Genomic DNA, 22,471 nt, shown 5'->3' with positions numbered 1-22,471 from the left:
TTTGCTCGCCCAAAGCAAATGAAGCGATGGGCGAGTGAAGTTTGGATGCGGCGTTGAGCTAGCTTTTTAGATCACACTCAAAGCTAAGCGTGGAGCGGCTTCTTGATAAGTATCGTTCAAGAAGAGAGCGATGAAATACGAACCTGCACTCAGACCGCTAAAACTAGTGCTACCGTCTGCCGTAGTGACATAATTCCACTTTGTTGAAGGTGTGGAACCCGGTGTTGTTCCTGCTTTATACACACCTATCCAATTCTTAGGATTGGCGGCGAGATTTTTCCAATTCACTGTGACTGCCTCCGTGCTACGAATTTGGCTGACAGGGCAAGTAAAACTTACAGCTTCAGGCGGCGTCGATCCGCGATTGATGCCATTGAGAACAGGATCGGTGTAGTCCAGTCCAGCACCTTCTAAATGTCCGGCAAAACGACGTACATAGGTATTGTCACCTTCAATGCTGACACTCAAGTCATACCAACCCTGACTATTGATGAGTGACTTCAGCACCGATTTGGTTTCGCCCGGTAAGGTGTCGAAGGTATAAACCGTGCGATCGCCGTAGGCTTTATCGATGAGCTTGAAACGGCAGGCAGTCTTACTGGAATTTTTGAAATCAATTCGCACTGCTTTAGAAGCCACGTCGTCCACCAAACTAACTTCAGCGCCACGTGAACTGTTGCTAAAAGCACCTGCAAATTCGCGTAGGTAACCGTTGGCGCTGTGAACCACCAGATGATATTCATTGCCCGACCAGTTAAACACTTCATTGTCGATACGTTTGCCAGCTTCGACCGTGTAATGCCAAGGACCATCAGTGCGTAGCTTAGAATAAACACGATAAGCTGCGGCCATATTGCCTATATTGATGAAGCTGAGACTAAACTGAGAATTGCTCAGATGCGTCACACCTTCTGTCACCAAGCGATACGCTAAAGGACAGGCCGCTCTAGGTACGCCGCTAGTCACAACTTCTTGCGTAGGCATCGTTTGGACTGCAGGCGGCAAAGCATCTGCACTCCCCCAGCCTTTGAAATAATTCGCAGTACGCGGAATGCTGGCAACCCAATCCGTATTCGCTGCCGCAAAATTGAACGCGCGTGTCATATCACCACACACCGCGCGGCGCCAAGGCGAGATGTTCGGGCATTGCACATTGCTGCGTGCATAGCCTAAGCCTTGCACTAGCCATTCTTCCATGAAACGTATGAGTGAAGTATGGTCAAATAATTCTGAACATACGCGGCCACCTTTACTCCACGGCGATATCACGAGCACCGGCACACGTGGGCCGAGACCTATCGATTCATTGTTGTAAAGCTCGCCTTGCGTCGCATTTGCCAGTGTGGTTCTGCCGCGATCAGCATTGGGCGGTGGCAGATACGACGGCATGTGATCGAAGTAGCCGTCGTTCTCATCGTAGGTCAGGATCAGTGCGGTCTTAGACCAGACTTCCGGATTATCGACTAATGCCGATAACAGTCTTGCCGTAAAATTTTCTCCGGCATTAGGCGTGGCTTCTGGGTGTTCGCAATATTCAGTCGGCGCGCAAATCCAGGAAACTTTCGGTAAGGTATTGTTCCTGACATCGGCAGCAAATTGGTCAATCAAGTATTGGCCGGTCGTGCCAACTGCATTACCAGAGTTGGAGCCGGGAGCCATGGTGCGGGCTTTTTGATAGAGCGGAGAATTTGGGGTGAGTGGTTTGCCACTCGCATCAACCCGAAAATTTTTGAAATATTGCAGATAGTTATCGCCGTAGTTATCCCATTCCTGATACACCTTCCAGCTAATCCCATTGCTTTCTAAAATCTCGGCATAGGTCTTCCATTCTATGCCTTTCGCTGTAGGCTTATCGTTGGCGATATCGGCGTTATAAATGCCATTCGTGACGTTATACAAACTGCCATCCGATAGTCCGGTAATGTTGTTCGGAGAATGCCCACTTAAGGCGTAGAAACGATTTGGATCAGTGGGGCCAAACACGGAACAGTGATAGGCATCGCAAGTCGTAAAAGCATCGGCCAGCGCATAATAGAATGGGAGGTCAGTGCGATTAAAATAGCCCATGCAACGCACCGTTTTTTTGGTGATCCAGACATTCCAATCCTTCCAAGTCGCTTCGCTGCCTTTCCACGAATGGTCTAATCCTATCCGTAAAGCTTTAGTGTTGCGTACGTCAAAGTGATAAGGCAAAGTGTAGCTGCCGGCATTGGGTTGATACCATACGGCCTTGCCGTCAGGCAGGTTGAGCGCACGTGGATCGCTGTAACCACGAACTCCGGCCAGCGTTCCAAAATAAGAATCAAAAGAGCGATTCTCTTGCATCAAAATGACGATGTGCTCAAGATCTTTGATGCTATTGGTTCTACTGTTGGCGGGGATGGCGAGCGCGCGCGTGATCGCTTGAGCTAGGCTAGGCATGCTGGCAGCCGCGGCTCCAGCAGCCGTACTAGCGAGAAAGGTGCGACGAGTTAGTGTAGTCATGTTTGAATTCGATTTAAAAAAAGAGTGTTGATGAACCGAATAATGGCCATCTGCAATTTCTACTTTGTGAGCAAAATTCAAACGAAAATATCGTCGGCTTGCAGACCTAGGGTCTTACCACTATTGACTTCGTGATTGAATACGATGGATCAACATCGCAACTGTATTATTTTCTCTATTTAAAATGACCATTTAATGACATGGGGATAGCGGTCAAGAAAAATGTCTTTGGTAAAGCCATGAGGAGAATTAATTAGAAGTGTTGAAGCGCCAATTGATACAATGTTTACTTTTCGCCAGTAGTTACCATTAGTCACTAGTAGCCACGGGAAGTCGCTCAATATCGTTTGCGAAAGATGTCAAATGTGCGATCAAAGAATCGTGCCGCGATTTGAAAGTAGGCGTTAATCTGATCGGTAAAATGGAAGTGTAGGCATCAGATTCAGGTATTAGCTTGATAAGTTGTGATTGCTCGGGGAAGTTAGAATTGATAAAAATATTAGTGTGATTTATGGATGTACGAAGCCTTAGTGTTGAGATGAAAAACCGCATTGAAGAAGAGTGATGAACTCTGCTTGTGAATGGCGAGTCGATATTTGAGTTTTGAGTTTTGAGTTTAATGCGAAAAATAATGCGAAAAGTAATGCGAAAAATAATGCGAAAAGAAATGCGAAATGTAATGAAAAATGAAGGGATGTGAAATGAAGAAGTTGATTTGTGTGATGATGATTGCTGGGTTTTCTATGTTTTCCAATGAACTCTATGCGCAATCTAAAGATGGAAAGTCTATTAGCGAAGATGCGCCGGCACTAGGTACAAGTTTGAAGAAGAAGGTCGCAACTTCGTCGATATCAATGGACAGAAGTTATCAAGAACTGAGCGAAGAGGAAAAAGAAGCAATCCGCAGTGTGTATGACAATATGCCCGAAAACGATGAGCCGCCATATCCTCTGTATGGTACGCGTGAGATTCACAGAAAAATGTCGCAGACACAGCAATACGTCGCAGCAAAAGGAGTATTGACGATGACGGTCGATGTTTCCAGTACTGGTGAAGCACAGTCGGTGTCGATTTATGAATCGCCGGATCCTGATATTACGCGAGTGGCGTCACTAGTGCTGATGGAAACCAAATATAAACCTGCAGTATGTGGCGGTAAAGCGTGCAAGATGCAATATTTCTTTCAGGTGCAGTTTTCCAGAGTGTTATAAGAGATTTTGATTTGCCAAGTCACACATGGTCGATTGAAATGAGCATGCAATTTAATTGAAAGCAAAAAGGTCCGTCAATGCGAATAAAGAAAATAAGCATCATTGCATCATTCATCATGCTATGCGTAACTGGCACAATGTTGCATGTAGATGCCCACGCCAGTGAGAAAATTGGAACACATTCTAAGCTGCAAGTGCAGCAGGCTAGCTACAAAGACTTATTACAACTTTTTACTGAGTGGCGTGCGTTTGAACGCCCAGTGTTGAAAAACGGGGCACCGGATTACACCGCGAAAACCAGATTGGCTGCGATGGAACAGGCTAGAGGTTTACATGCTCGATTGATGGCAATGGATACCAAAGCTTGGACAGTGGAACAGCAAGTTGATTGGAAAATCGTCGATGCAGAAATGAATGGCTATGAGTTCAATCAAAGTGTATTGCAGCCATGGGTGCGTGATCCCGCTTTTTATCAAAGCATTTATACGGAGGCGAGTGATACTCCTGCACGTGAAGGGCCTACCAATCACGCAACGATCGAAGTGTGGAAGTATCGCTTCCCACTGTCGGAACAAGATCAACTGCGCTTGACAAAAGAGTTGGCGGTGATGCCGCCTTTGCTTGCCCAGGCAAAAACCAATCTGACTGGCAATGCTCGTGATCTGTGGATGGCGGGAATCAATACTTTTGAGTTGCAGGCAAGCGAATTAAAGTCCTTAGAAAAAGACCTTGCTAGCTATGCGAGTCCCGCACTTAAGCAAGCGTTGACAGCGGCGCTAACAGCGAACACGGATTTTATTCAATGGCTGAGCGCGCTGGCGGCACGCAAGACAGGACCTTCAGGCATAGGCAAAGACAATTACACCTGGTATCAAAAAAATGTGCATTTGGTGCCCATGACTTGGCAACAAGAAGTCGACTTGTTACAGCGCGAACTAGATCGCGCGTGGGCAAATCTGAAGTTGGAGGAACAGCGGAATAAAGATTTGCCACCCATGCACGCGGCGAGTACAGATGCCGAATACAAAGCAATGGCTGATCGTGCCGCCAGCAAACTCATGCGCTTTTTAGCTGACAAGCAGGTGATGCCGATTAAAGCGAATATGGAGCCAGCCTTGCGCGAACATTTGCAAAATTTTGTCCCCGAAGATAAACGCAATTTTTTGCAATAACCTTGCACTACGATCCTTCTGCTTTGTATTGTCATTGGTACCATTGGTTTGATCTGGCACAGGTAAGAGATGAGCCGCATGCGAGTCCAATCCGGCGCGGCCCATTGTTGTATAACATTTGGGATAACCGAAATGAAGGCGTCGCGACTGGCGTAGAAGAAATGTTCATGCATATGGGGTTGCACGATGACAGTCCGCGTTCACGCGAATTGGTATGGATACTCCTAGCACAACGTGCTGCGCGTGGCCTCGGTTCTTTATATGCGCACGCGAATATGAAAAATATGGAAGAAGCTAGTCGTATGCATCTCGACTGGACGCCACGCAACTGGATGCGACGTGAACCGCATTTGATTAAATTTGAACAGCACTTATACTTGCGTCAACCCGGGTATGGTACTAGTTATGTAGTCGGAAAATATTTGATAGAGCGCCTGATGGCGCAGCGCGCTAAACAATTGGAACTGGAAAATAAACCATTTGTGATGCAAGATTTTTTTAAAGCATTTAATGACTACGGTAATATTCCAGTGATGTTGACCAGTCAGCAAATGTTGAATCATTGAGTCCGTGTTGAAGGTGAGAAAAATCCATAAAATGGCAAGGTATTCTATGGATTTTTTTGTCTTCGGTCTTTTTATTGTGCAGCAAACTTGGTCCCCAATAACTTTGACTTGGGATGCGCAGGAACCAGGCTGATGAGTTTCTTGATCTCTGTTTTTGCGCGATCCATATCACCTATTTTCATGTAGGCTTCGGCGAGGTTTTGGTGGATTTCGGCAAACCCGCTCGCCATTGTCTCTGCTTTTTCAAAACTGCGTATCGCTTCTTTGAAGTTATTTCTACTCATTGCATACATACCCAAACCTATCCAGTAATGTGGATTTTTTTCATTGCTGGCTCTAATCGCAGTGGATAATAGTTCGGCTTCACCATCACGTTTCTGCGAGCGTAATAACTCTTGCAAACTGCGCATAACGATTGCATCTTCAGGATTATGAATCAATGCGCGCCTTAAAGTGGATTCTGCAATTTCTTGGGCACCAACTTGCAGATAAAGTTGCGCCAGGTTGTTGAGTGCTAATGAATTATCTGGTGTGGTCATTAAGGCTGCTTTGAAGTAAGCGTATGCAATGTTTTTTTGTTTTTTTGCCAGATATTCAGCACCAAGATTATTGTAAAAACGCGAGAGGATTTGATCCTCACTGAGAACACGACCTCTTTGTAATACCATAGTCTGCGGCTCAAAATCAATAATCAGGTTGCCACGCTGCTCTGAGTCACCTTCAAACCAAAACCCTTTGTGCAATATAATCGCGTTCACATGCGAGCTAAGAAACTCGATGTTGCCTCGACGGTCAAATTGCACAGGTACATCAACATCTTGCATTGTGATAGGCAAATCGAGCGCTTTGCCAACGGCATAGGCGAGTATCGTCAGTGAGATGCAATTGCCACTTTTGTCTTCCCAAGTTTTTCTGGCAATAGTAGTGTCGTTAGGGTTGTAGACAAATGGTGAAACTTCCGGCGAATACACTAATTCAAGAAAATATTTTGTGCGTAAATAGACAGACAGATTCCGAACTTCGGGTTTTAACAATTGCGCTTTTAGCGCCGGGCTAAGCTCGAAAATTTCGTCTTTGCTAAGAATCTGAGGCGCTTGCTCTTGCTTGAAAAGCTGGTCTTGCCAGACGATTTGTTCTCTTTTGAGTGGCGCAGAAATTGTGCTGCAAGCACTCAAACTCAGTAGGACAAGAAGTGTGAGAAATGCACGCATAATAGTTCCCTATTTGATCTGTTTGCGCATGTTATTTTTTGAAAGCCTTAGTTCTATTTTAGTCATTTATTCAAAAAATGTACGATAAATATTAAGAGTTTTTCCTGGTTTTCTGTATATTGTCGACATCCAAAAGATAGAAACAGTAGACTCCCGACTATTCATAAAATTGATATAAGAGAGATGATGATGGCACAACACGAAGTTAAAAGCGATTTAGAGATTGCTCAGAGCGCGAAACTCAAACACATCAACGAGATTGCCCAAGTATTAGGCGTAGAAGTCGATGATCTCGAACACTATGGCAAGTACAAGGCTAAATTGCCTTTGCATTTGATTGACCCAGAAAAAATAAAGAAGAGCAAACTAATTCTGGTTACGGCGATCACGCCGACCCCGCCGGGCGAAGGCAAGACGACGACATCCATTGGTCTAACGGAAGGTCTGAACCGCATCGGCAAGAAAACCACCGTAGTTTTGCGTGAGCCTTCACTCGGCCCAGTTTTTGGTATTAAAGGCGGGGCTGCGGGTGGTGGTTATTCGCAAGTCGTACCTATGGAAGATATTAATTTGCATTTCACCGGCGATTTTTCGGCCATAGAAAAAGCAAATAATTTATTAGCGGCGTTGATCGACAATAATATCTATTTTCAAAAAGAGAGTTTAGGCATCGATCCCCGCACGGTGAAGTGGAAGCGCGTCATGGATATGAATGATCGCTCCTTACGCAGCATCATTACTGGTCTCGGTGGTCGCCCCGGCGGCAATCCACGCGAAGCGGGTTTTAATATCACCGCTGCATCAGAGATCATGGCGATCTTGTGCTTAGCAGAATCCTTTCAGGATTTAAAGACTAAGCTAGGTAATATTTATGTCGGCGATACCTATGACAACAAGCCGATTTATTGCCGAGACTTAAAAGCACAGGGCGCGATGGCCGCTTTGTTGAAAGATGCTATTAAACCGAATTTGGTGCAAACCTTAGAAGGTAATCCAGCGATTATCCACGGTGGCCCATTTGCGAATATTGCACAAGGTACTAACTCCGTTCTGGCAACTAAACTCGGTTTATCCTTATCGGACTACGTTGTCACAGAAGCAGGTTTCGGTGCCGATTTAGGTGCAGAAAAATTCCTTGATATTAAGTGTGGCTACTCAGGTTTGAGCCCCTCGGCAGTGGTGATCGTTGCCACCGTACGTGCACTGAAATATCATGGTGGACAATGTCTGAAAAGTTTAACTACACCTAATTTAGGCGCGCTAAAAGCAGGCTGCGCAAATCTTGAAAAGCACTTAGAAAACATCGCGCAATTTGGTTTGCCCGCCGTGGTTTCTATCAACCGTTTCAGTAGTGATAGCGATGAAGAATTAGATTTCTTAAAAACACGCTGTAAAGAATTAGGCGCACACGTTGCTTTGTCGGAAGGCTGGGCTCTGGGCGGTGAAGGTACGACGCAATTGGCGCGTGCAGTCGTCGAAACGGTAGAGAACTTCAATGGACGCTATACACCTATCTATGATTGGAACAGCGACATTAAAACCAAGGTAGAAACTGTCGCTAAAAAAATCTACGGTGCTGGTTCTGTGGTATTTCAAGCCAAAGCTTTAGCCGATATCAAGCATATAGAAGCACTTGGATTGGGACACTTGCCTATCTGCATCGCAAAAACGCAAAAATCCTTCTCTGACAACGAAGCCTTGATTGGGCGACCTAGCGGTTTTGAGCTAACGGTGAGGGAATTTGAAATCGCAGCGGGGGCGGGTTTCTTAGTGCCGATTACAGGGGCAATTATGCGCTTGCCGGGATTGCCAGCCGTGCCCGCTGCTTTGCATATAGATATTGATGATAATGGCGTGATTAGTGGTTTGTCTTGAGTTTTTGATTTGAGCCAATTTAAGCCAATCGAAGCTTGTAGTTTGAGTCCGTGACCCATAGCAACGGATTGATAGAAACGGATTGATAGAATCGCTAAGTACGGTATGCGCGTGATTCTTAGGCAGATATTTTTGCTGTCTTGCCCCATGCGCAACCTAAGCTTCACGTACTTACATGACAAAAATGGGATTCTACAGATCGCCAGCGGTAATTGTGGCGATCGATTCGGCGCGATACTTTGCAGTGCAAGGACTGAGTATACGAAGCGCCATTTTCAAAGTCGATTCTACGACGATTAAAATGCGCGCCTCGATATAATAATTCTCGTGCAATCACGAGTGAAATATCTTCTAAAATTTCTTGATAGACCAACATATTTTGTTGCGCCAAAGGGCGATACATAGTGAGCATGCACATACAAAATTCTTGCATGTCTGGCGCGCTATGTTGATCGGTGGTGGTATGCATGGCACTGATTTCGGCGATGATATTGAGATCTTCACCGTGATATAAATCATTGTCACAACTATTCATTGCAGCGATAATGGGATTGAGATAATTGAGTGTGATCAAGTGTCTCACTTTGACTTGTTGTAGGGTCGCAAATATCTGTTCTCGTAAGCCCATTTTCCCCACGGGAACTGGAGGAGTATGGGTGCTCGTTACTATCCCTATAAAAACGGCGTCAGCATTATTGATCTGCTCTTTCAATTCTGTGATGTTGGAATGATGAGTCAGCTCGTCGTCATCCTTATATGGATTCGCAGAGTCCATTTCCCAGAGGTAGGGATCAACGAATATGACTTCTGTACCAGCGTTGCCTAAGATGTCGGCAATCTTCCTGACGATGGGATTGATGATGCTGATGATGACAAACATAAGTCGCTGACCATTCATTAAAATAAATTGCGTTACTGCTCAAATTTGGTTTTGACGCGTACTCGATTTACACCTGTTAAGTTGGCGCGTTGTAGCAACTCATCGTCACGAATATGTTTCGGCTACAGAAAATTGGCGTATTAATTCTGAGCAGCATTTGAATACGTCATGAGCACTTACGACATCGCTACGAGTTCAGAATGCGATGAATTTGGCTAATCCACAATATGACAATTGTCGGGGTATATGAATGCACTAGGTAAATTCACTAGCTCAAGATCGGTCTGCTTAGCTTGCGTTGGAAGTCGAGTGTGGCAGTTTGGCTAGAATTGATAATGGTGCGTTTTCAATTTCATATAGATATCAGCAGAGCCATATGTTGGTTTGCAACATATGGCTCGCTTTCGTGCTTTATAACTAAGTTTATATCTGAGCTTTTGACCGAGTAATAAAATTACTTAGCGACGACGCTATATGCCCAATAGCCACCGCTAGGTGTTTTTGCATAGGCGTAGCTCATTGCCACTGGACCGTCCCAAGGATCATTGATTAAGACCGTCGCGCCATTGCTCTTGTAGCCTGTGATTACAACTGCGTGACCACTACCGGAATTCCATGCCCATTCCAGAGCGATAGGTTTGTTCGCATTGATGGCAGAAACGATTTCGCTTTGAGTTAACGCGCGTGTATAGTAATAACCACCAGGCAGACCCCATGCAGCCATGATGACACCTTCCCATCCCCATCCCGGCGAACCATTGGCGGCATTATTCCATGCGGCACGCGGGCCACTACTTGGGCCATTGCAGGCATTGGTGACGCCTAATGCCCAGTTTGCAATGGTGCATTGAGCGACTGATTTTCCTAAGAACTTCATCATCATTTGACTGCTAGCATCCCAGCACCAACGGTCATATTGCTGGTAATACATAGGTACAGCTAAACTTTTGTTTTGGGCATGTGCAGCGCCTGTCAGTGATGTCAGTGATAGACCGAAAAGTGCGCACAGGATTAGACGTTTGATTTTCATAGTGATTCCTTTATTTCAGAAAGTAGATCGAAGTCGACGTTGAACTTGATCATTGATTGTTTGATTTGGAAGAACGGGCTACGGCAGCTTTGAGTTGGGTCAGCACTTCGCTAGAACTCTTTTCCCTGGTTTCTTCTTTTTCATTCAAGGCGTTTTTTGATAAACCAATGAGCGTCGTGTCTGAGCTGAGCGGCACATATTTAAATTCCCCAGAATTCGCTTTGGTTTCCAAAAAATCCGCACTTGCTGCATGAATTCTCACAAAACGGAATGCATCGCCACCTGAATGCGATTTGGCTAACGCCGCAACTTTCTCCGCAGTTTTTGCCGCGCCTGCAGAGCGTACTTCCCACTTACCATTCTCACTTACAAGATCAATCAAACCGACCGGTTTTTTATCGACCATAACAATAACTTTCCAGTTGCCAGTGCCGGCTAACATGCGATCGAAAGGCGCAGAACTATTGCTGATGTTATTGGGATTGGTGGTAAAGACTTCAAATGCAAAATCCAAAGTTGCCTGTTTCATTTGTGAGATGCTTTCCACACTGAATGGGTAATTACTCGGAATGCTATTTGGATCTTCGCCTTCATTGAGTTCGGCGACAAATTTTCTGAGACCTAATTCGGCGGCAGCGCGCAAGCCTGCAGGCTCACGCTTTTGTAAAGCTTGTTTGGTCGACACCATGGCTTGACCTTCTATCAAGCGATTTTCGATTAAGCCTTGGTAGGCGAGGACGGGTAGCGAAACGCTCAATATCGCTCCGAGCGTGATGATTTTTGAATTTAATTTCATTCTGACTATCTCCATAATGAGTTATTTGATCTTCGAACAAGAATGAACTTCTTGTCTGAACGAATAATGGTGGAATGCAGAATGCAAGGCAAAAGAGGGAGAAGTGAGGATAAAACGGGCAAAACACAGATCGCCGGAAGATAATTTATTCGGCTTTTAGGAAAAAACGGCGACCAATTAAAAAATTGGATTTGCTAGAAAGGACGTGAATATTATTCTTTGATTTCATACACAACGATAAATACAGTTTTAATTAAAATCGCGTGTCTTGTCGTATACAAATTGTTTGAATCTAAATTTTTCCTTGGCGAAGCCGAAATTAATGACGTTTTTATCGCGTTCATTTGCACCGATTTTGATATGCACAAAGATGTGCGAACATTCGTCAAGTTCATTGCATTGCATGCAAATTCGAGGAAGTGATTTGTTCGCGGGATGGGGGAGTTATCTAAGTTTAAGAAATAGGGTGTCCTCCTTTGAGTGCCCCAGATTAAGTTGTTATCTACCAAATGGAGGTCAGGAGAGTTTGTATTTTCGCCTGATGTCGCATGAAATCAGTAGGTTCAGGCCATGGTAAGAATGGCTGATTAAGGATAGCTGAGTGAGGATAGCTGAGTGAGGATATCGCCCCATGTGGTTCGTTTTCTTAATAGAAGAATGTTGACGTCAGTTATCTTTTTCTGCGGACATGAAGAGTGGGCCACCTAGGTAGCTCATATATATTTTGCGTTGGCTGAGTGCAACGAGAATCCGATGCTCGCGAATGAAATCCATTCCTAATATGAGCTGGGCACTATCTTTTAGATGTGACGTAATCTCTGGACTGGTTTTGTCTAACTTAGAATTTGCCCAAAGATCGCCCACACTAATCATCGCGTTTTCTATCAACTCTTCACCAATTTGAAATTTTTCGAAGCTCGCTGCTTGGATTTTCATCGTGCGTTTTCCAATCCCTACGGCGCTACCTTGATGCTGACTCAAGGTGGAAAATTTCATGCCTAGGCTTCTCGCAGTTTCCTCATTAATGATCGTTGCCTGCGCGCCAGTATCGAGGATGGTCCGCACTCGCTGACCATTGATGGTGACAAAAAAACTGGGTCGGGCGTCGTATTTATAGCCTAACTCCAGATCAACTTCGTTGGCATTTTTGTCCCAATAGGCCAGATACGAATTTTCACAATTTTGCGGAGTGAAAAATCGAAGTACGCCCTGATTGACTGCAATTTCGAGATCGCTTTGATAAAGAAAATCAGCGCCAATTAATCCATCGTAAGTTTCTGTGGCATTTTCAGAGCCAACTTTTAATAGCGTTTGCCCACCCTTGATTGTGCCTATTGAAAATTCTTGAAGCTTGGTTTTGTATTCACGAGTTTCCCCGCCTATCCCATAGCTGATGGTATCGGTGTGTGCCAATACTAATTCATTTTTTTTCGCGAAGTTGTAGCCAATTACCGTATTGTAGGAACCCGTATCTACTAGGAGTTTTGCGGCTTTTTGATTGACACTGCCAATGACGAAGGCCTGTTGGTTGGTTAACTCTATTTGAAGTTTTGTTGAGTTAATGTAACGACAGCGCTTTGGTGCATCCTGGGCAAAAGTGTTTGTTGTACTGGACAGCAATGTGATGAATGCGAGGATGATTGGGAGCTGTTGACGGAGTTTCTGCATCGGATTTTTAGAAGAAATAGAGTATTGTTGTTCAGAGAAATTAAGTAATCGGAGAAATGCTGGTTGCGTTGCTCAGAATGGAAATGAATTTGTACTCACGTTATCGAGCGGTGAATTGGAACTGCGTCATTTTAACGTAGTCAATGCCTGACCAAAAAGGTTTTCGACCTTGTCAGTTCTGGAATGATAGCTTGCGATACTTTCATCAGTTCATTGACTACACTTGATTGAACTCAAGCACATTTTCATAACTGCATTGACCAATGACTTAAAAAGAGAAATGGACTGCACATCTATTACCAGCACGATATGGAGGAATGATATTCAGTTTGCCGCGCTAATGCAGGTCGATGAGACGCTAACAAGATGGAGTGAGGATGATGTGTTGCATGTTGAGTGTGCTTGGTGCAGATCAACCCGGTAACTACATCATTGGAGAACAGGCATTACGTCGCTTCTTAAATACACAGCAACAAGCAGCACATTTCTTAAACGATGATGAAATCGCGGCTGCGTATCCAACTTACGCACTGCAAGCGCTCAATTTTGGCATCGCCGATTCTTCGGCGGCCGGTGAGTTTCCTAAATTCACCGCACGTCGCGCGCGCGATGTACCAACGCATGTGATCGTCAAATTCTCTGGTGAAGATGACACCCCACAAGAACATCGTTGGGCTGACCTATTGATCTGCGAACACCTAGCCTTAACAACGATCAACGACACCCTAAAACTAAAAGCAGCGAACAGTCGCATCTACCAATTTGCAGGACGTACATTCTATGAGGTCGATCGCTTTGATCGACATGGCGAATTTGGACGCTCTGGTGTTTGCAGTTGGCATGAATTGAATGCGGCACTGTTTGGTGGAACAGGCAATCGGTCAGACGGTGCAGATGCGCTCTTGCATGCGAATTACATCTCAGAAGAAACCGCGCAACAAATAAAACTCTTGGAGCAGTTTGGTCGCATGATAGGCAACACAGATATGCACGACGGTAATCTCGCTTTCTTACCAGATATGTGCTTGGCTCCGGCTTATGACATGCTACCGATGATGTATGCACCGCAGCGTGGGGTGGAGCTGGTTGAACGGAAATTGAATCCTGCTTTGCCTTTGCCAAAAGAGCGTGAAATTTGGTTGCTTGCGGCAAGTGCGGCCAGAGTGTTTTGGCGTCGCCTTGAAGTTGATGAGCGTATTAGTTTGGATTTTCGGCGGATTGCTGGGGTGAATGCTGGATGGATTGATCGGTTTGTTGCTTGATGTAGAGTGAATATCAAAGCTCCATGTTGTCAGGCAATTGGTAATAAAGTGAGGTACAACATGAAAGAGATGCAGAGACATTATTTGTGATCAAAGCCTGTGCAGTACTTTGAAATAGTGTGATGAAAATTATTCGATGGCAGTCATTGCGCTATTGAGAAGTTGAGCGAGTGCCTCAAGTTGACCATGATAAGCAGCAATGTTGGCAGTAATCCATTCAGAGCGTTCAATTGAATTCCAATTGACTTCATAGCCCGCGTTAATGCATATGATTTCAAACATCAGTCGTTGTGTTCGTCCGTTTCCATCGCGAAACGGATGAATAATATTGAGTTCGCAGTAGTAGTGCGCCAAACGTGCAATGAATTGTATACGGGATAAATTGAGTAGATAGTTTTCTTGTCCTAATTGCAGAAACAACTTGTTTGCTTCAGGCTCGATCCTAGTCATATTCGCAAAACGGGTATCACCCTTGCTTATGTCAACCGATCGAATCTGACCAGCCCAATGGTAGATGTCTTGAAATAAGAATCGATGAATTTCGCACAGCGCAGAAAATGAAATATCGTTAAAGTTTGGTTCGAATTGTTCTATACGCGCTTGAGTCAGATCGACCTCTGCCGCTTCTAGATCTGCTTCATTGGTGATACCGAGTTGGTTGATGAGCACCCCTGAACTAGGATAGCAGTATTGCTTGTCTTGTCCTGTGCCGTATTTATCGGACATGTTTGGTTTTTGGTGGGGTAGCTGTCTGCAGCGTTGCAGTTTTGTTTGATACAGTAGGACGCGGGTTCAAACCCTCAAGACGCAGGCTCGCTTGATAATTTGCTGTCCGTGATTTTAGAAAAATCTCGCGCTTTTTTTCATTGCTTAACATAACAATATCCGTTTAAGTTGTTAGCTTTAAAATTATACGCCAACTTCCGAGACTATGACCAAGCAAGTGTTCGCTTAGGTTAAAGTCCATTTGATCGACAATACTTTGCTGCAAGGTTGGTGTTTTTTTGCCTTGGTGAATGGCAAATTTTGATGGTTTTATTGATTATTTGAAAAGTGTGGGAAATTGGTATTTGATTTGTGGCTTTCTTTTCGCTGGCAGCAGCGAAAACAGCGATTTGATGTTGTCGCAAGTGAACCTAGCGTTTTTGATACAGTAGGCTTGAGAATGATTCGAAATTAGGTTTTGAATGCTTGGATTCAAGGCGCGACCCCATGCGTTACGTTGGTCGTGAAATGCGGCCCTCGTAAAGCTTGAGTATTGCTCCCGGAAGTGCTTCGCATTGAATCTCGATCAAAGGTTTTCTTTGAGGCGCCCACATATACACTTATAAGTCCAATGCTTCAAATCATTTTAGGTTATTGGGCGTAACATTAAACGAGCGAATCTTCGGAATTAAGTTAAAAAATATGTATTGCTAAAAAAGTCGTTATTTGAGAGTCGTTTTTCTTTTTTCTAGGCGCTTGCGAATCGTAGCTATTTGTTTGAAGAAAAGTTCTGCGTCCAAGAAGTAACTCGGATATGCTTTTTTCAATGCAATTATCGACTCCGATGAGACCAATACTACTTGCAAATTTTTTCCGGAATTTACTTCCGCTTCTTTTCTTGAATATTCAATGTTCGCAACATTGATATACTTCGCTTCATAGCTTTGAATGTTAGCTCTCATAGAATCTAAGTCTAGGGTGATTAAATGGTACTTCCCTTTTCCTTTGTCGTTACTTATATGCCTAGCGACCACTCTGAATCCAGATAATTTATTCAGTACATCAAGCTGTTTTTCAACTCGTAGTACTTTTTCAAACGTTTGTTGATCGGATAAATTTTCGTGCCCTGGAATTCTTGGCGTGTTTTCTAAAATTGCAAACGCAGAACTAGCTAAAGCAAAAAATTCTAACCATTCTTCAGGTCCTTCGCTTGATTTTAAAGAATTATTGAGAAAGGTTCCCATGGTCTCTACTGCGGTAGCCCACGCATGCTGAATATGTGTTCTAACTTGAAGTTCAATTGAAAAACCATTTTTACATTTGAAAATTAGGTGTATGCCACGGTACCCAGATGTCTTAGGATAGTTTATATAATCTTTTCCACCGTCTACGATTGAAAATACTCTTGTTCCCTTTTTATATGCAGTTTCTAGCTCACGGACTTTTTGAATATTTTTAACTACGGCTCGAATTCCTCCAATATCCTGCATTCTCGACAAAAGCATTTTGGGATTGCGTTCTAGTTTCGAAAGAATCGAAGGCGTGCGCTTCAATCTCTGTGAAACTAGCGAACTATCGTCAATCTTAACCAATTTTTTTCGGAGTGCTTTCTGAAAGCCATTTAGGGGCGTAATATGACATGCTCTCCAGTTGTCTAAAATAACTTTTGCAGCGGCATATTCAGAATCATTTTTCTCAAGTAATTTGATGCCAGCTCTATTTACTTCGCCTTTTGAGTATTTTTGAATATTTTTTTCTATGCTCATAAATTCGGGTCGTAGAGAAGTTTTGTGGGATAGGCAGTATATTAAGTCAATTTTTTATGTGTGAATCGTTAATGTTGTTTATTCGGTTAATTCAATATTTTTTAAGTAATTTTGCACTTCATTTTGGGTTTCATTTTGAAATAAATTTAGGTTTTTCGCATGCTGTAATGGAGCAGAAGAACCTAGAATTATGGAAGATTTAGTATGTCTCAATTTTAGAATTTATGTTCCATAAAACTTGAGTCAAATCTAACCCGCATCAGCAAAAACTCCCCACCTAGTTCCAAAGAACTATCCCACCCTAGTGCCAATGCGCAAGTTCTTCCACCGCACCGACGAATGGGCACATTCGGGTCAGCTCTCTAAAATTTGATCATGTCAAAGTGGAGTGAACATCAGGTTCACTTCATCTCAAACAACAAGGAGTGTGAGATGAGTCATTTTCTGGATAGATTGAAGTTCATGTCTAAGGTGAAATCTACCTATTCTGACGGACATGGTGCGGTGGTGGATGAGGATAGACAGTGGGAGAATGCGTATCGCAGCCGCTGGCAGCACGACAAGATTGTGCGTTCTACCCATGGTGTGAACTGCACTGGTTCTTGTTCGTGGAAGGTGTATGTCAAGAACGGTTTGATTACGTGGGAAACCCAGCAAACCGATTACCCACGTACTCGTCCAGATTTGCCAAATCATGAACCTCGCGGTTGCCCACGTGGTGCTTCGTATAGCTGGTATGTGTACTCTGCGCAGCGCGTGAAATATCCTATGATCCGCGGTCGCTTGATGGAAATGTGGCAAGAGGCGCGTAAGACTATGGGCCCGATTGCAGCATGGGAATCCATTAGTCAAGATCCAGTCAAAGCCAAGCGTTATAAATCCGTACGTGGCCTCGGTGGCTTTGTGCGTGCGGATTGGGATACGGCGCAAGAAATCATCGCCGCAGCGAATGCCTTTACAGTCAAAAAATTTGGTCCAGACCGCGTGATTGGTTTCTCCCCAATTCCTGCGATGTCCATGGTGTCTTACGCTGCTGGCGCACGTTACCTGTCTTTGATCGGTGGCGCTTGTTTGTCTTTCTACGACTGGTATTGCGATTTGCCACCAGCCAGCCCGCAAGTATGGGGTGAACAGACTGACGTACCAGAATCTGCGGATTGGTATAACTCCACTTATCTGATGGTGTGGGGTTCTAACGTACCGCAAACACGTACACCAGATGCGCACTTCTACACAGAAGTGCGTTACAAAGGTACCAAGACCGTTGCTGTCTCATCTGACTTCGGTGAGATGGTGAAGTTTGGTGATATCTGGATGGCACCTAAGCAAGGTACCGACGCGGCGCTCGCGATGGCGATGGGTCATGTGATCCTGAAAGAATTCCATCTCGGCGGTAAGTCTGATTATTTCCGCAGCTATGTCAAACAATATACCGACATGCCTATGTTGGTACGTTTGGTTGAGCGCAATGGTTGCTTCGTGCCAGATCAAATGCTGCGCGCATCGCAATTGCCAGGTGGTTTGAACGAAGCGAATAATGGCGATTGGAAGACACTCGCGATTGATGAAAGCACAGGCGAGATCGTTTCTCCAAATGGTTCCATCGGTTATCGTTGGGGCGAAGGTAAAGTCAATGACGGCGAAAAAGTGGGTCGCTGGAATTTGGAACCAAAAGATGGCGGTTCAGGTCGTGAGATTGATCCACAATTGAGTTTGGTAGCGAAGCATGATGAAGTGGTCAGCGTAGGCTTTAACTACTTCGGTGGTGCCGATGCCAACGATATGGTCTTGCGCAATGTGCCAGCGCGTAAAGTGCAATTGGCAGATGGTTCTGAGATTTTAGTGGCGACGGTATATGACCTCTCCATGGCCAACTACGGCGTGGATCAAGGTTTGGGTGGCGCGGTTGCGACATCGTATGACGACGACGTACCTTACACACCAGCATGGCAAGAAAAACACACGAGCGTCAAACGTGACTTGGTCATTCAAGTTGCCCGTGAATTCGCCCAAAACGCGCACGATACACATGGTAAGAGCATGGTCATCGTCGGTGCGGCTTTGAATCACTGGTACCACAACGATATGATTTATCGCGGCATTATCAATATGCTCATGATGTGCGGTTGCGTAGGTCAATCTGGTGGTGGTTGGGCACATTACGTTGGTCAAGAAAAACTGCGTCCACAATTCGGTTGGGCTCCACTCGCGTTTGCATCTGACTGGACCCGTCCACCACGTCAAATGAATGGTACGAGCTTCTTCTATGCGCACACGAGTCAGTGGCGTCATGAGAAATTGCATATCGATGAAATCCTCGCACCGACTGCGGATAAATCCAAAGTCAGTCATATGAGCATGATCGATATGAATGCCAAGTCTGAGCGTCTCGGTTGGTTGCCTTCTGCTCCGCAGTTAGAAACTAATCCACTGGATGTTTGTGATGCAGCAGCCGCTGCCGGTTTGGAACCAGCAGAATATCTGAAGCAAAGTTTGAAATCTGGCGCAGTGAATATGAGCTGCGATGATCCAGATAATCCTAAGAATTTCCCACGCAATATGTTCGTATGGCGTTCGAATATTCTCGGTAGCTCAGGTAAAGGTCATGAGTACTTCTTGAAGTATTTACTCGGTACACAAAACGCTTTGTTCGATGATCCAGATGAAGCGGTGAAACCATCGGAAGTGAAATTCCGTGAAGAAGCTGCCGAAGGTAAATTGGATCTCTTGACAGTACTTGATTTCCGTATGAGTACGACTTGCTTGTACGGCGACATCGTCTTGCCAACTGCAACTTGGTATGAAAAAGACGATTTGAATACCTCCGATATGCATCCTTTCATTCATCCATTGAGTGAAGCGGTGCAACCATTGTGGGAAAGTAAAACCGACTGGGAAATCTACAAAGGTATCGCCAAGAAATTTACTGAAATTGGTGGTGACTATCTAGGTACACGCAAAGACATCGTCTTGCAACCTTTGATGCACGATACCCCGGGCGAACTCGGTCAAGCGTTTGAGCCTAAAGATTGGAAAAAAGGCGAGTGCGATTTGATCCCAGGTAAAACTGCACCGAGCTTTGTGGTGGTTGAACGTAACTACAAAGAAATCTACAAAAAGTTCACATCGATTGGACCTTTGTTAGACAAACTTGGTAATGGCGGTAAAGGTATTAACTGGAACACCGAACATGAAGTGCATGAAATCGGTGGCATCACCAAAGTGGTGACAGAAGAGGGCGTATCAAAAGGTCGTCCACGTCTGGAAACGGCGATTGATGCTTGCGAAATGATTTTGACCTTTGCACCAGAAACCAATGGTCACGTCTCAGTGAAAGCATGGGAAGCACTGGGTAAAATTACTGGCCGCGATCATACGCATCTGGCAGTTGGTCGTGAACATGACAAGATCCGTTTCCGTGATGTACAGGCACAACCACGCAAGATTATTTCTGCACCGACCTGGTCTGGTTTGGAATCGGAAGAAGTCAGCTACAACGCGGGTTACACCAATGTGCATGAACTGATCCCATGGCGCACACTGACTGGTCGTCAACAGTTCTACCAGGATCACCGCTGGATGCTCGATTTCGGTGAAGGTTTGTGTGTGTACAAACCAGCGATTGATACCAAGACCGTTGCGCCGATGTTGAATAAATCACCGAATGGTGAAAAAGAGATCGTCTTGAACTGGATTACACCGCATCAAAAATGGGGTATCCACTCAACTTACTCTGACAACTTGCGTATGTTGACTTTGTCTCGTGGTGGTCCACACGTGTGGGTCTCTGAGATCGAAGCGAAAGAAGCAGGCTTAGTGGATAACGATTGGGTCGAAGTGTTTAACAGTAACGGTACCTTGACAGCGCGTGTGGTGGTCAGTCAGCGTGTGCCAAAAGGTATGTGTCTGATGTATCACGCTCAAGAAAAAATCGTGAATACGCCGGGTGCAGAACTCTCAGGTATGCGTGGCGGTATCCATAACTCGGTGACCCGTGCGGTATTGAAACCTACGCACATGATTGGTGGTTATGCGCAGCAAGCTTACGGCTTTAACTACTACGGCACCGTCGGTAGTAACCGCGATGAGTTTGTGGTCTTGCGTAAGATGAAAAAAGTGGATTGGCTTGAAGGTAAGTTAGAAGAATCAGAAGGAGCAGCGTCATGAAAATTCGCGCACAAGTAGGCATGGTGTTGAACCTGGATAAATGTATCGGTTGCCACACCTGTTCCGTGACCTGTAAAAACGTCTGGACTAGTCGTGATGGTGTTGAGTATGCCTGGTTCAATAACGTCGAAACCAAGCCTGGTATTGGTTATCCTAAAGAATGGGAAAATCAGGCGAAGTGGAAGGGCGGCTGGCATCGTAATGAGGCAGGTACACTAGAGCCAAAACAAGGTGGCAAATTACGCATCTTGGCGAATATTTTTGCCAATCCCAATCTGCCACAGATTGATGATTACTACGAGCCATTTACCTATGACTATGAGCGCCTGCAAAATGCGCCCTTGTCACAGACGCCACCAACGGCACGCCCAGTTTCTGTCATCACTGGCAAAAAAATGGACAAGATTGTTTGGGGTCCGAACTGGGAAGATGACTTGGGTGGTGAATTTAGCTCACGTAGTCGTGATCAGTTATTCGAAGGCGTGCAAAAAGAAATGTACAGCACTTTCGAATCGACTTTCATGATGTACTTGCCACGTTTGTGCGAACACTGCTTGAATCCAGCCTGCGTAGCATCTTGCCCATCTGGCTCGATCTACAAGCGTGAAGATGACGGTATCGTTTTAGTCGATCAAGACAAGTGCCGCGGCTGGCGCATGTGTATCTCTGGTTGCCCTTACAAAAAGATTTACTACAACTGGAGTTCAGGCAAAGCAGAGAAATGCACATTCTGCTATCCACGTATCGAAGCTGGTCAGCCAACTGTCTGTTCTGAAACTTGCGTAGGTCGTATTCGTTACCTCGGCGTCTTGTTGTATGACGCCGACAAAATCGAAGCAGCCGCATCGACACCGAACGAGCAAGATTTGTATCAGGCGCAGTTAGATTGCTTCTTAGATCCACACGATCCAGAAGTGATCGCCGAAGCGCGCAAGCATGGCATTCCAGAAAGCTGGATTGAGTCTGCTAAGAAGTCGCCAGTCTACAAAATGGCGATGGAATGGAAGATCGCTTTCCCACTGCATCCAGAATATCGCACCTTGCCTATGGTTTGGTATGTACCACCGCTGTCACCAATTCAAAAAGCGGCAGAAGCAGGTCACATGGGCATGAACGGCATTATTCCTGATGTGAAGTCTTTGCGTATTCCTGTGCGTTATTTGGCGAACTTGCTGACCGCTGGTAAAGAAGAACCTGTCTTGACTGCACTAGAACGTATGTTGGCAATGCGCGCTTACAAGCGATCTGAAGTGGTGCATGGCGAGCTCGATCATGCAGTCTTGAAACAAGTCGGTTTGACCGCAGCGCAAGTTGAAGACATGTATCAAACTATGGCGATTGCGAACTACGAAGACCGTTTCGTGATTCCTTCTTCACACAAAGAAATGGTGGAAGACAGCTTCAACGAAAAAGGTAGTTGTGGATTTACTTTTGGCAATGGCTGCTCAGGCGGTACTTCTGACGGTGCCTTGTTTGGTAAGAAACCGCAGGGTAGTGTGATTTTTGTGGATATGCCGAAGTCGAGGAAGAAGTTGTCGACGACGGAATAGCTCCCTTCTCCCGCGAGCGGGAGAAGGGTTGGGGATGAGGGTAGTTGAGTGAGCGTGATGAATTTTGTCGGGATACATTAAGCCTCCTGCCAAACAACTCGGATTACTCAACGCCCCTCACCCTAACC

Annotated in this window: 16 protein-coding genes; 7 read left to right on the top strand and 9 right to left on the bottom strand. The window is 45.1% G+C overall.

Annotated elements, in window-relative coordinates:
* Positions 1-66: 66 nt before the first annotated feature.
* Positions 67-2,484, bottom strand: a complete 2,418-nt coding sequence (locus H8K55_RS04680; protein WP_186940910.1) for a phosphocholine-specific phospholipase C — start codon at positions 2,482-2,484, stop codon at positions 67-69.
* A 701-nt stretch (positions 2,485-3,185) separates the two neighbouring features.
* Here H8K55_RS04680 and H8K55_RS04675 point away from each other — a divergent pair.
* The 3 genes from H8K55_RS04675 to H8K55_RS04665 all read left to right on the top strand — a co-directional run bounded on the left by H8K55_RS04675 (position 3,186) and on the right by H8K55_RS04665 (position 5,433).
* Complete coding sequence (locus H8K55_RS04675; RefSeq protein ID WP_186940909.1) at positions 3,186-3,695, top strand: hypothetical protein; 510 nt, start codon at positions 3,186-3,188, stop codon at positions 3,693-3,695.
* Between the two features lie 116 nt (positions 3,696-3,811).
* A complete protein-coding gene (locus tag H8K55_RS04670; RefSeq protein WP_186940908.1) occupies positions 3,812-4,867 on the top strand; it encodes a DUF885 domain-containing protein in 1,056 nt (351 codons plus the stop codon).
* Between the two features lie 2 nt (positions 4,868-4,869).
* Positions 4,870-5,433 carry a hypothetical protein gene (locus H8K55_RS04665; protein WP_186940907.1) on the top strand — a complete coding sequence of 188 codons (564 nt, stop codon included), beginning with the start codon at positions 4,870-4,872 and terminating at the stop codon, positions 5,431-5,433.
* Positions 5,434-5,504: 71 nt separating this feature from the next.
* Here H8K55_RS04665 and H8K55_RS04660 read toward each other — a convergent pair whose 3' ends face one another.
* The gene (locus tag H8K55_RS04660) at positions 5,505-6,644 is read right to left on the bottom strand and encodes a tetratricopeptide repeat protein (protein ID WP_186940906.1); all 1,140 of its coding nucleotides are present in this window, start codon (positions 6,642-6,644) and stop codon (positions 5,505-5,507) included.
* Positions 6,645-6,833: 189 nt separating this feature from the next.
* Between H8K55_RS04660 and H8K55_RS04655 the strand changes: the two genes are divergently transcribed.
* The gene (locus tag H8K55_RS04655; RefSeq protein WP_186940905.1) at positions 6,834-8,519 is read left to right on the top strand and encodes a formate--tetrahydrofolate ligase; all 1,686 of its coding nucleotides are present in this window, start codon (positions 6,834-6,836) and stop codon (positions 8,517-8,519) included.
* Positions 8,520-8,682: 163 nt separating this feature from the next.
* Here the strand turns inward: H8K55_RS04655 and H8K55_RS04650 are convergent, their stop codons facing one another.
* The 4 genes from H8K55_RS04650 to H8K55_RS04635 form a co-directional block, all read right to left on the bottom strand.
* Positions 8,683-9,399 (bottom strand): hypothetical protein, encoded by a 717-nt coding sequence (locus H8K55_RS04650; RefSeq protein WP_186940904.1) that lies wholly within the window; start codon positions 9,397-9,399, stop codon positions 8,683-8,685.
* 454 nt (positions 9,400-9,853) lie between these two features.
* A complete protein-coding gene (locus H8K55_RS04645; RefSeq protein WP_186940903.1) occupies positions 9,854-10,429 on the bottom strand; it encodes a C39 family peptidase in 576 nt (191 codons plus the stop codon).
* A gap of 49 nt (positions 10,430-10,478) precedes the next feature.
* Positions 10,479-11,225 (bottom strand): hypothetical protein, encoded by a 747-nt coding sequence (locus tag H8K55_RS04640; protein WP_186940902.1) that lies wholly within the window; start codon positions 11,223-11,225, stop codon positions 10,479-10,481.
* 666 nt (positions 11,226-11,891) lie between these two features.
* Complete coding sequence (locus tag H8K55_RS04635; RefSeq protein ID WP_186940901.1) at positions 11,892-12,893, bottom strand: retroviral-like aspartic protease family protein; 1,002 nt, start codon at positions 12,891-12,893, stop codon at positions 11,892-11,894.
* 389 nt (positions 12,894-13,282) lie between these two features.
* On the opposite strand from H8K55_RS04635, the gene H8K55_RS04630 reads away from it, so the two are divergent.
* The gene (locus H8K55_RS04630) at positions 13,283-14,155 is read left to right on the top strand and encodes a HipA domain-containing protein (RefSeq protein ID WP_186940900.1); all 873 of its coding nucleotides are present in this window, start codon (positions 13,283-13,285) and stop codon (positions 14,153-14,155) included.
* Positions 14,156-14,284: 129 nt separating this feature from the next.
* Here the strand turns inward: H8K55_RS04630 and H8K55_RS04625 are convergent, their stop codons facing one another.
* The 3 genes from H8K55_RS04625 to H8K55_RS04615 form a co-directional block, all read right to left on the bottom strand.
* Positions 14,285-14,881 (bottom strand): putative adenosine monophosphate-protein transferase Fic, encoded by a 597-nt coding sequence (locus tag H8K55_RS04625; protein ID WP_186940899.1) that lies wholly within the window; start codon positions 14,879-14,881, stop codon positions 14,285-14,287.
* Positions 14,871-15,032, bottom strand: a complete 162-nt coding sequence (locus H8K55_RS22270; RefSeq protein WP_186940898.1) for a YhfG family protein — start codon at positions 15,030-15,032, stop codon at positions 14,871-14,873. Before H8K55_RS22270 ends, H8K55_RS04625 begins: the two co-directional genes overlap by 11 nt.
* Before the next feature lie 550 nt (positions 15,033-15,582).
* Complete coding sequence (locus tag H8K55_RS04615) at positions 15,583-16,626, bottom strand: RelA/SpoT domain-containing protein (protein WP_186940897.1); 1,044 nt, start codon at positions 16,624-16,626, stop codon at positions 15,583-15,585.
* 432 nt (positions 16,627-17,058) lie between these two features.
* Here H8K55_RS04615 and H8K55_RS04610 point away from each other — a divergent pair, with 432 nt between their 5' ends.
* Both H8K55_RS04610 and narH read left to right on the top strand, forming a co-directional pair.
* The gene (locus H8K55_RS04610; protein WP_186940896.1) at positions 17,059-20,793 is read left to right on the top strand and encodes a nitrate reductase subunit alpha; all 3,735 of its coding nucleotides are present in this window, start codon (positions 17,059-17,061) and stop codon (positions 20,791-20,793) included.
* Complete coding sequence (gene narH, locus H8K55_RS04605; RefSeq protein WP_186940895.1) at positions 20,790-22,343, top strand: nitrate reductase subunit beta; 1,554 nt, start codon at positions 20,790-20,792, stop codon at positions 22,341-22,343. The genes H8K55_RS04610 and narH overlap by 4 nt, the downstream gene beginning before the upstream one ends.
* The last annotated feature ends 128 nt before the right edge of the window (positions 22,344-22,471 follow it).

This window comes from Affinundibacterium flavidum (genome assembly GCF_014284175.1).
Taxonomy (GTDB): Bacteria; Pseudomonadota; Gammaproteobacteria; order Burkholderiales; family Burkholderiaceae_D; genus Undibacterium; species Undibacterium flavidum.
The sequence above is the reverse complement of the archived record's forward strand: the minus strand, read 5'-3'. Positions and strand labels throughout refer to the sequence as shown.

What these genes read in the sequence shown, in the direction of transcription:
- H8K55_RS04680 (WP_186940910.1), bottom strand. Translation starts at nt 2,484, where the DNA reads ATGACTACACTAACTCGTCGCACCTTTCTCGCTAGTACGGCTGCTGGA.
- H8K55_RS04675 (WP_186940909.1), top strand. Translation starts at nt 3,186, where the DNA reads ATGAAGAAGTTGATTTGTGTGATGATGATTGCTGGGTTTTCTATGTTT.
- H8K55_RS04670 (WP_186940908.1), top strand. Translation starts at nt 3,812, where the DNA reads ATGCTATGCGTAACTGGCACAATGTTGCATGTAGATGCCCACGCCAGT.
- H8K55_RS04660 (WP_186940906.1), bottom strand. Translation starts at nt 6,644, where the DNA reads ATGCGTGCATTTCTCACACTTCTTGTCCTACTGAGTTTGAGTGCTTGC.
- H8K55_RS04655 (WP_186940905.1), top strand. Translation starts at nt 6,834, where the DNA reads ATGGCACAACACGAAGTTAAAAGCGATTTAGAGATTGCTCAGAGCGCG.
- H8K55_RS04650 (WP_186940904.1), bottom strand. Translation starts at nt 9,399, where the DNA reads ATGTTTGTCATCATCAGCATCATCAATCCCATCGTCAGGAAGATTGCC.
- H8K55_RS04645 (WP_186940903.1), bottom strand. Translation starts at nt 10,429, where the DNA reads ATGAAAATCAAACGTCTAATCCTGTGCGCACTTTTCGGTCTATCACTG.
- H8K55_RS04640 (WP_186940902.1), bottom strand. Translation starts at nt 11,225, where the DNA reads ATGAAATTAAATTCAAAAATCATCACGCTCGGAGCGATATTGAGCGTT.
- H8K55_RS04635 (WP_186940901.1), bottom strand. Translation starts at nt 12,893, where the DNA reads ATGCAGAAACTCCGTCAACAGCTCCCAATCATCCTCGCATTCATCACA.
- H8K55_RS04630 (WP_186940900.1), top strand. Translation starts at nt 13,283, where the DNA reads ATGTTGAGTGTGCTTGGTGCAGATCAACCCGGTAACTACATCATTGGA.
- H8K55_RS04625 (WP_186940899.1), bottom strand. Translation starts at nt 14,881, where the DNA reads ATGTCCGATAAATACGGCACAGGACAAGACAAGCAATACTGCTATCCT.
- H8K55_RS22270 (WP_186940898.1), bottom strand. Translation starts at nt 15,032, where the DNA reads ATGTTAAGCAATGAAAAAAAGCGCGAGATTTTTCTAAAATCACGGACA.
- H8K55_RS04615 (WP_186940897.1), bottom strand. Translation starts at nt 16,626, where the DNA reads ATGAGCATAGAAAAAAATATTCAAAAATACTCAAAAGGCGAAGTAAAT.
- H8K55_RS04610 (WP_186940896.1), top strand. Translation starts at nt 17,059, where the DNA reads ATGAGTCATTTTCTGGATAGATTGAAGTTCATGTCTAAGGTGAAATCT.
- narH (WP_186940895.1), top strand. Translation starts at nt 20,790, where the DNA reads ATGAAAATTCGCGCACAAGTAGGCATGGTGTTGAACCTGGATAAATGT.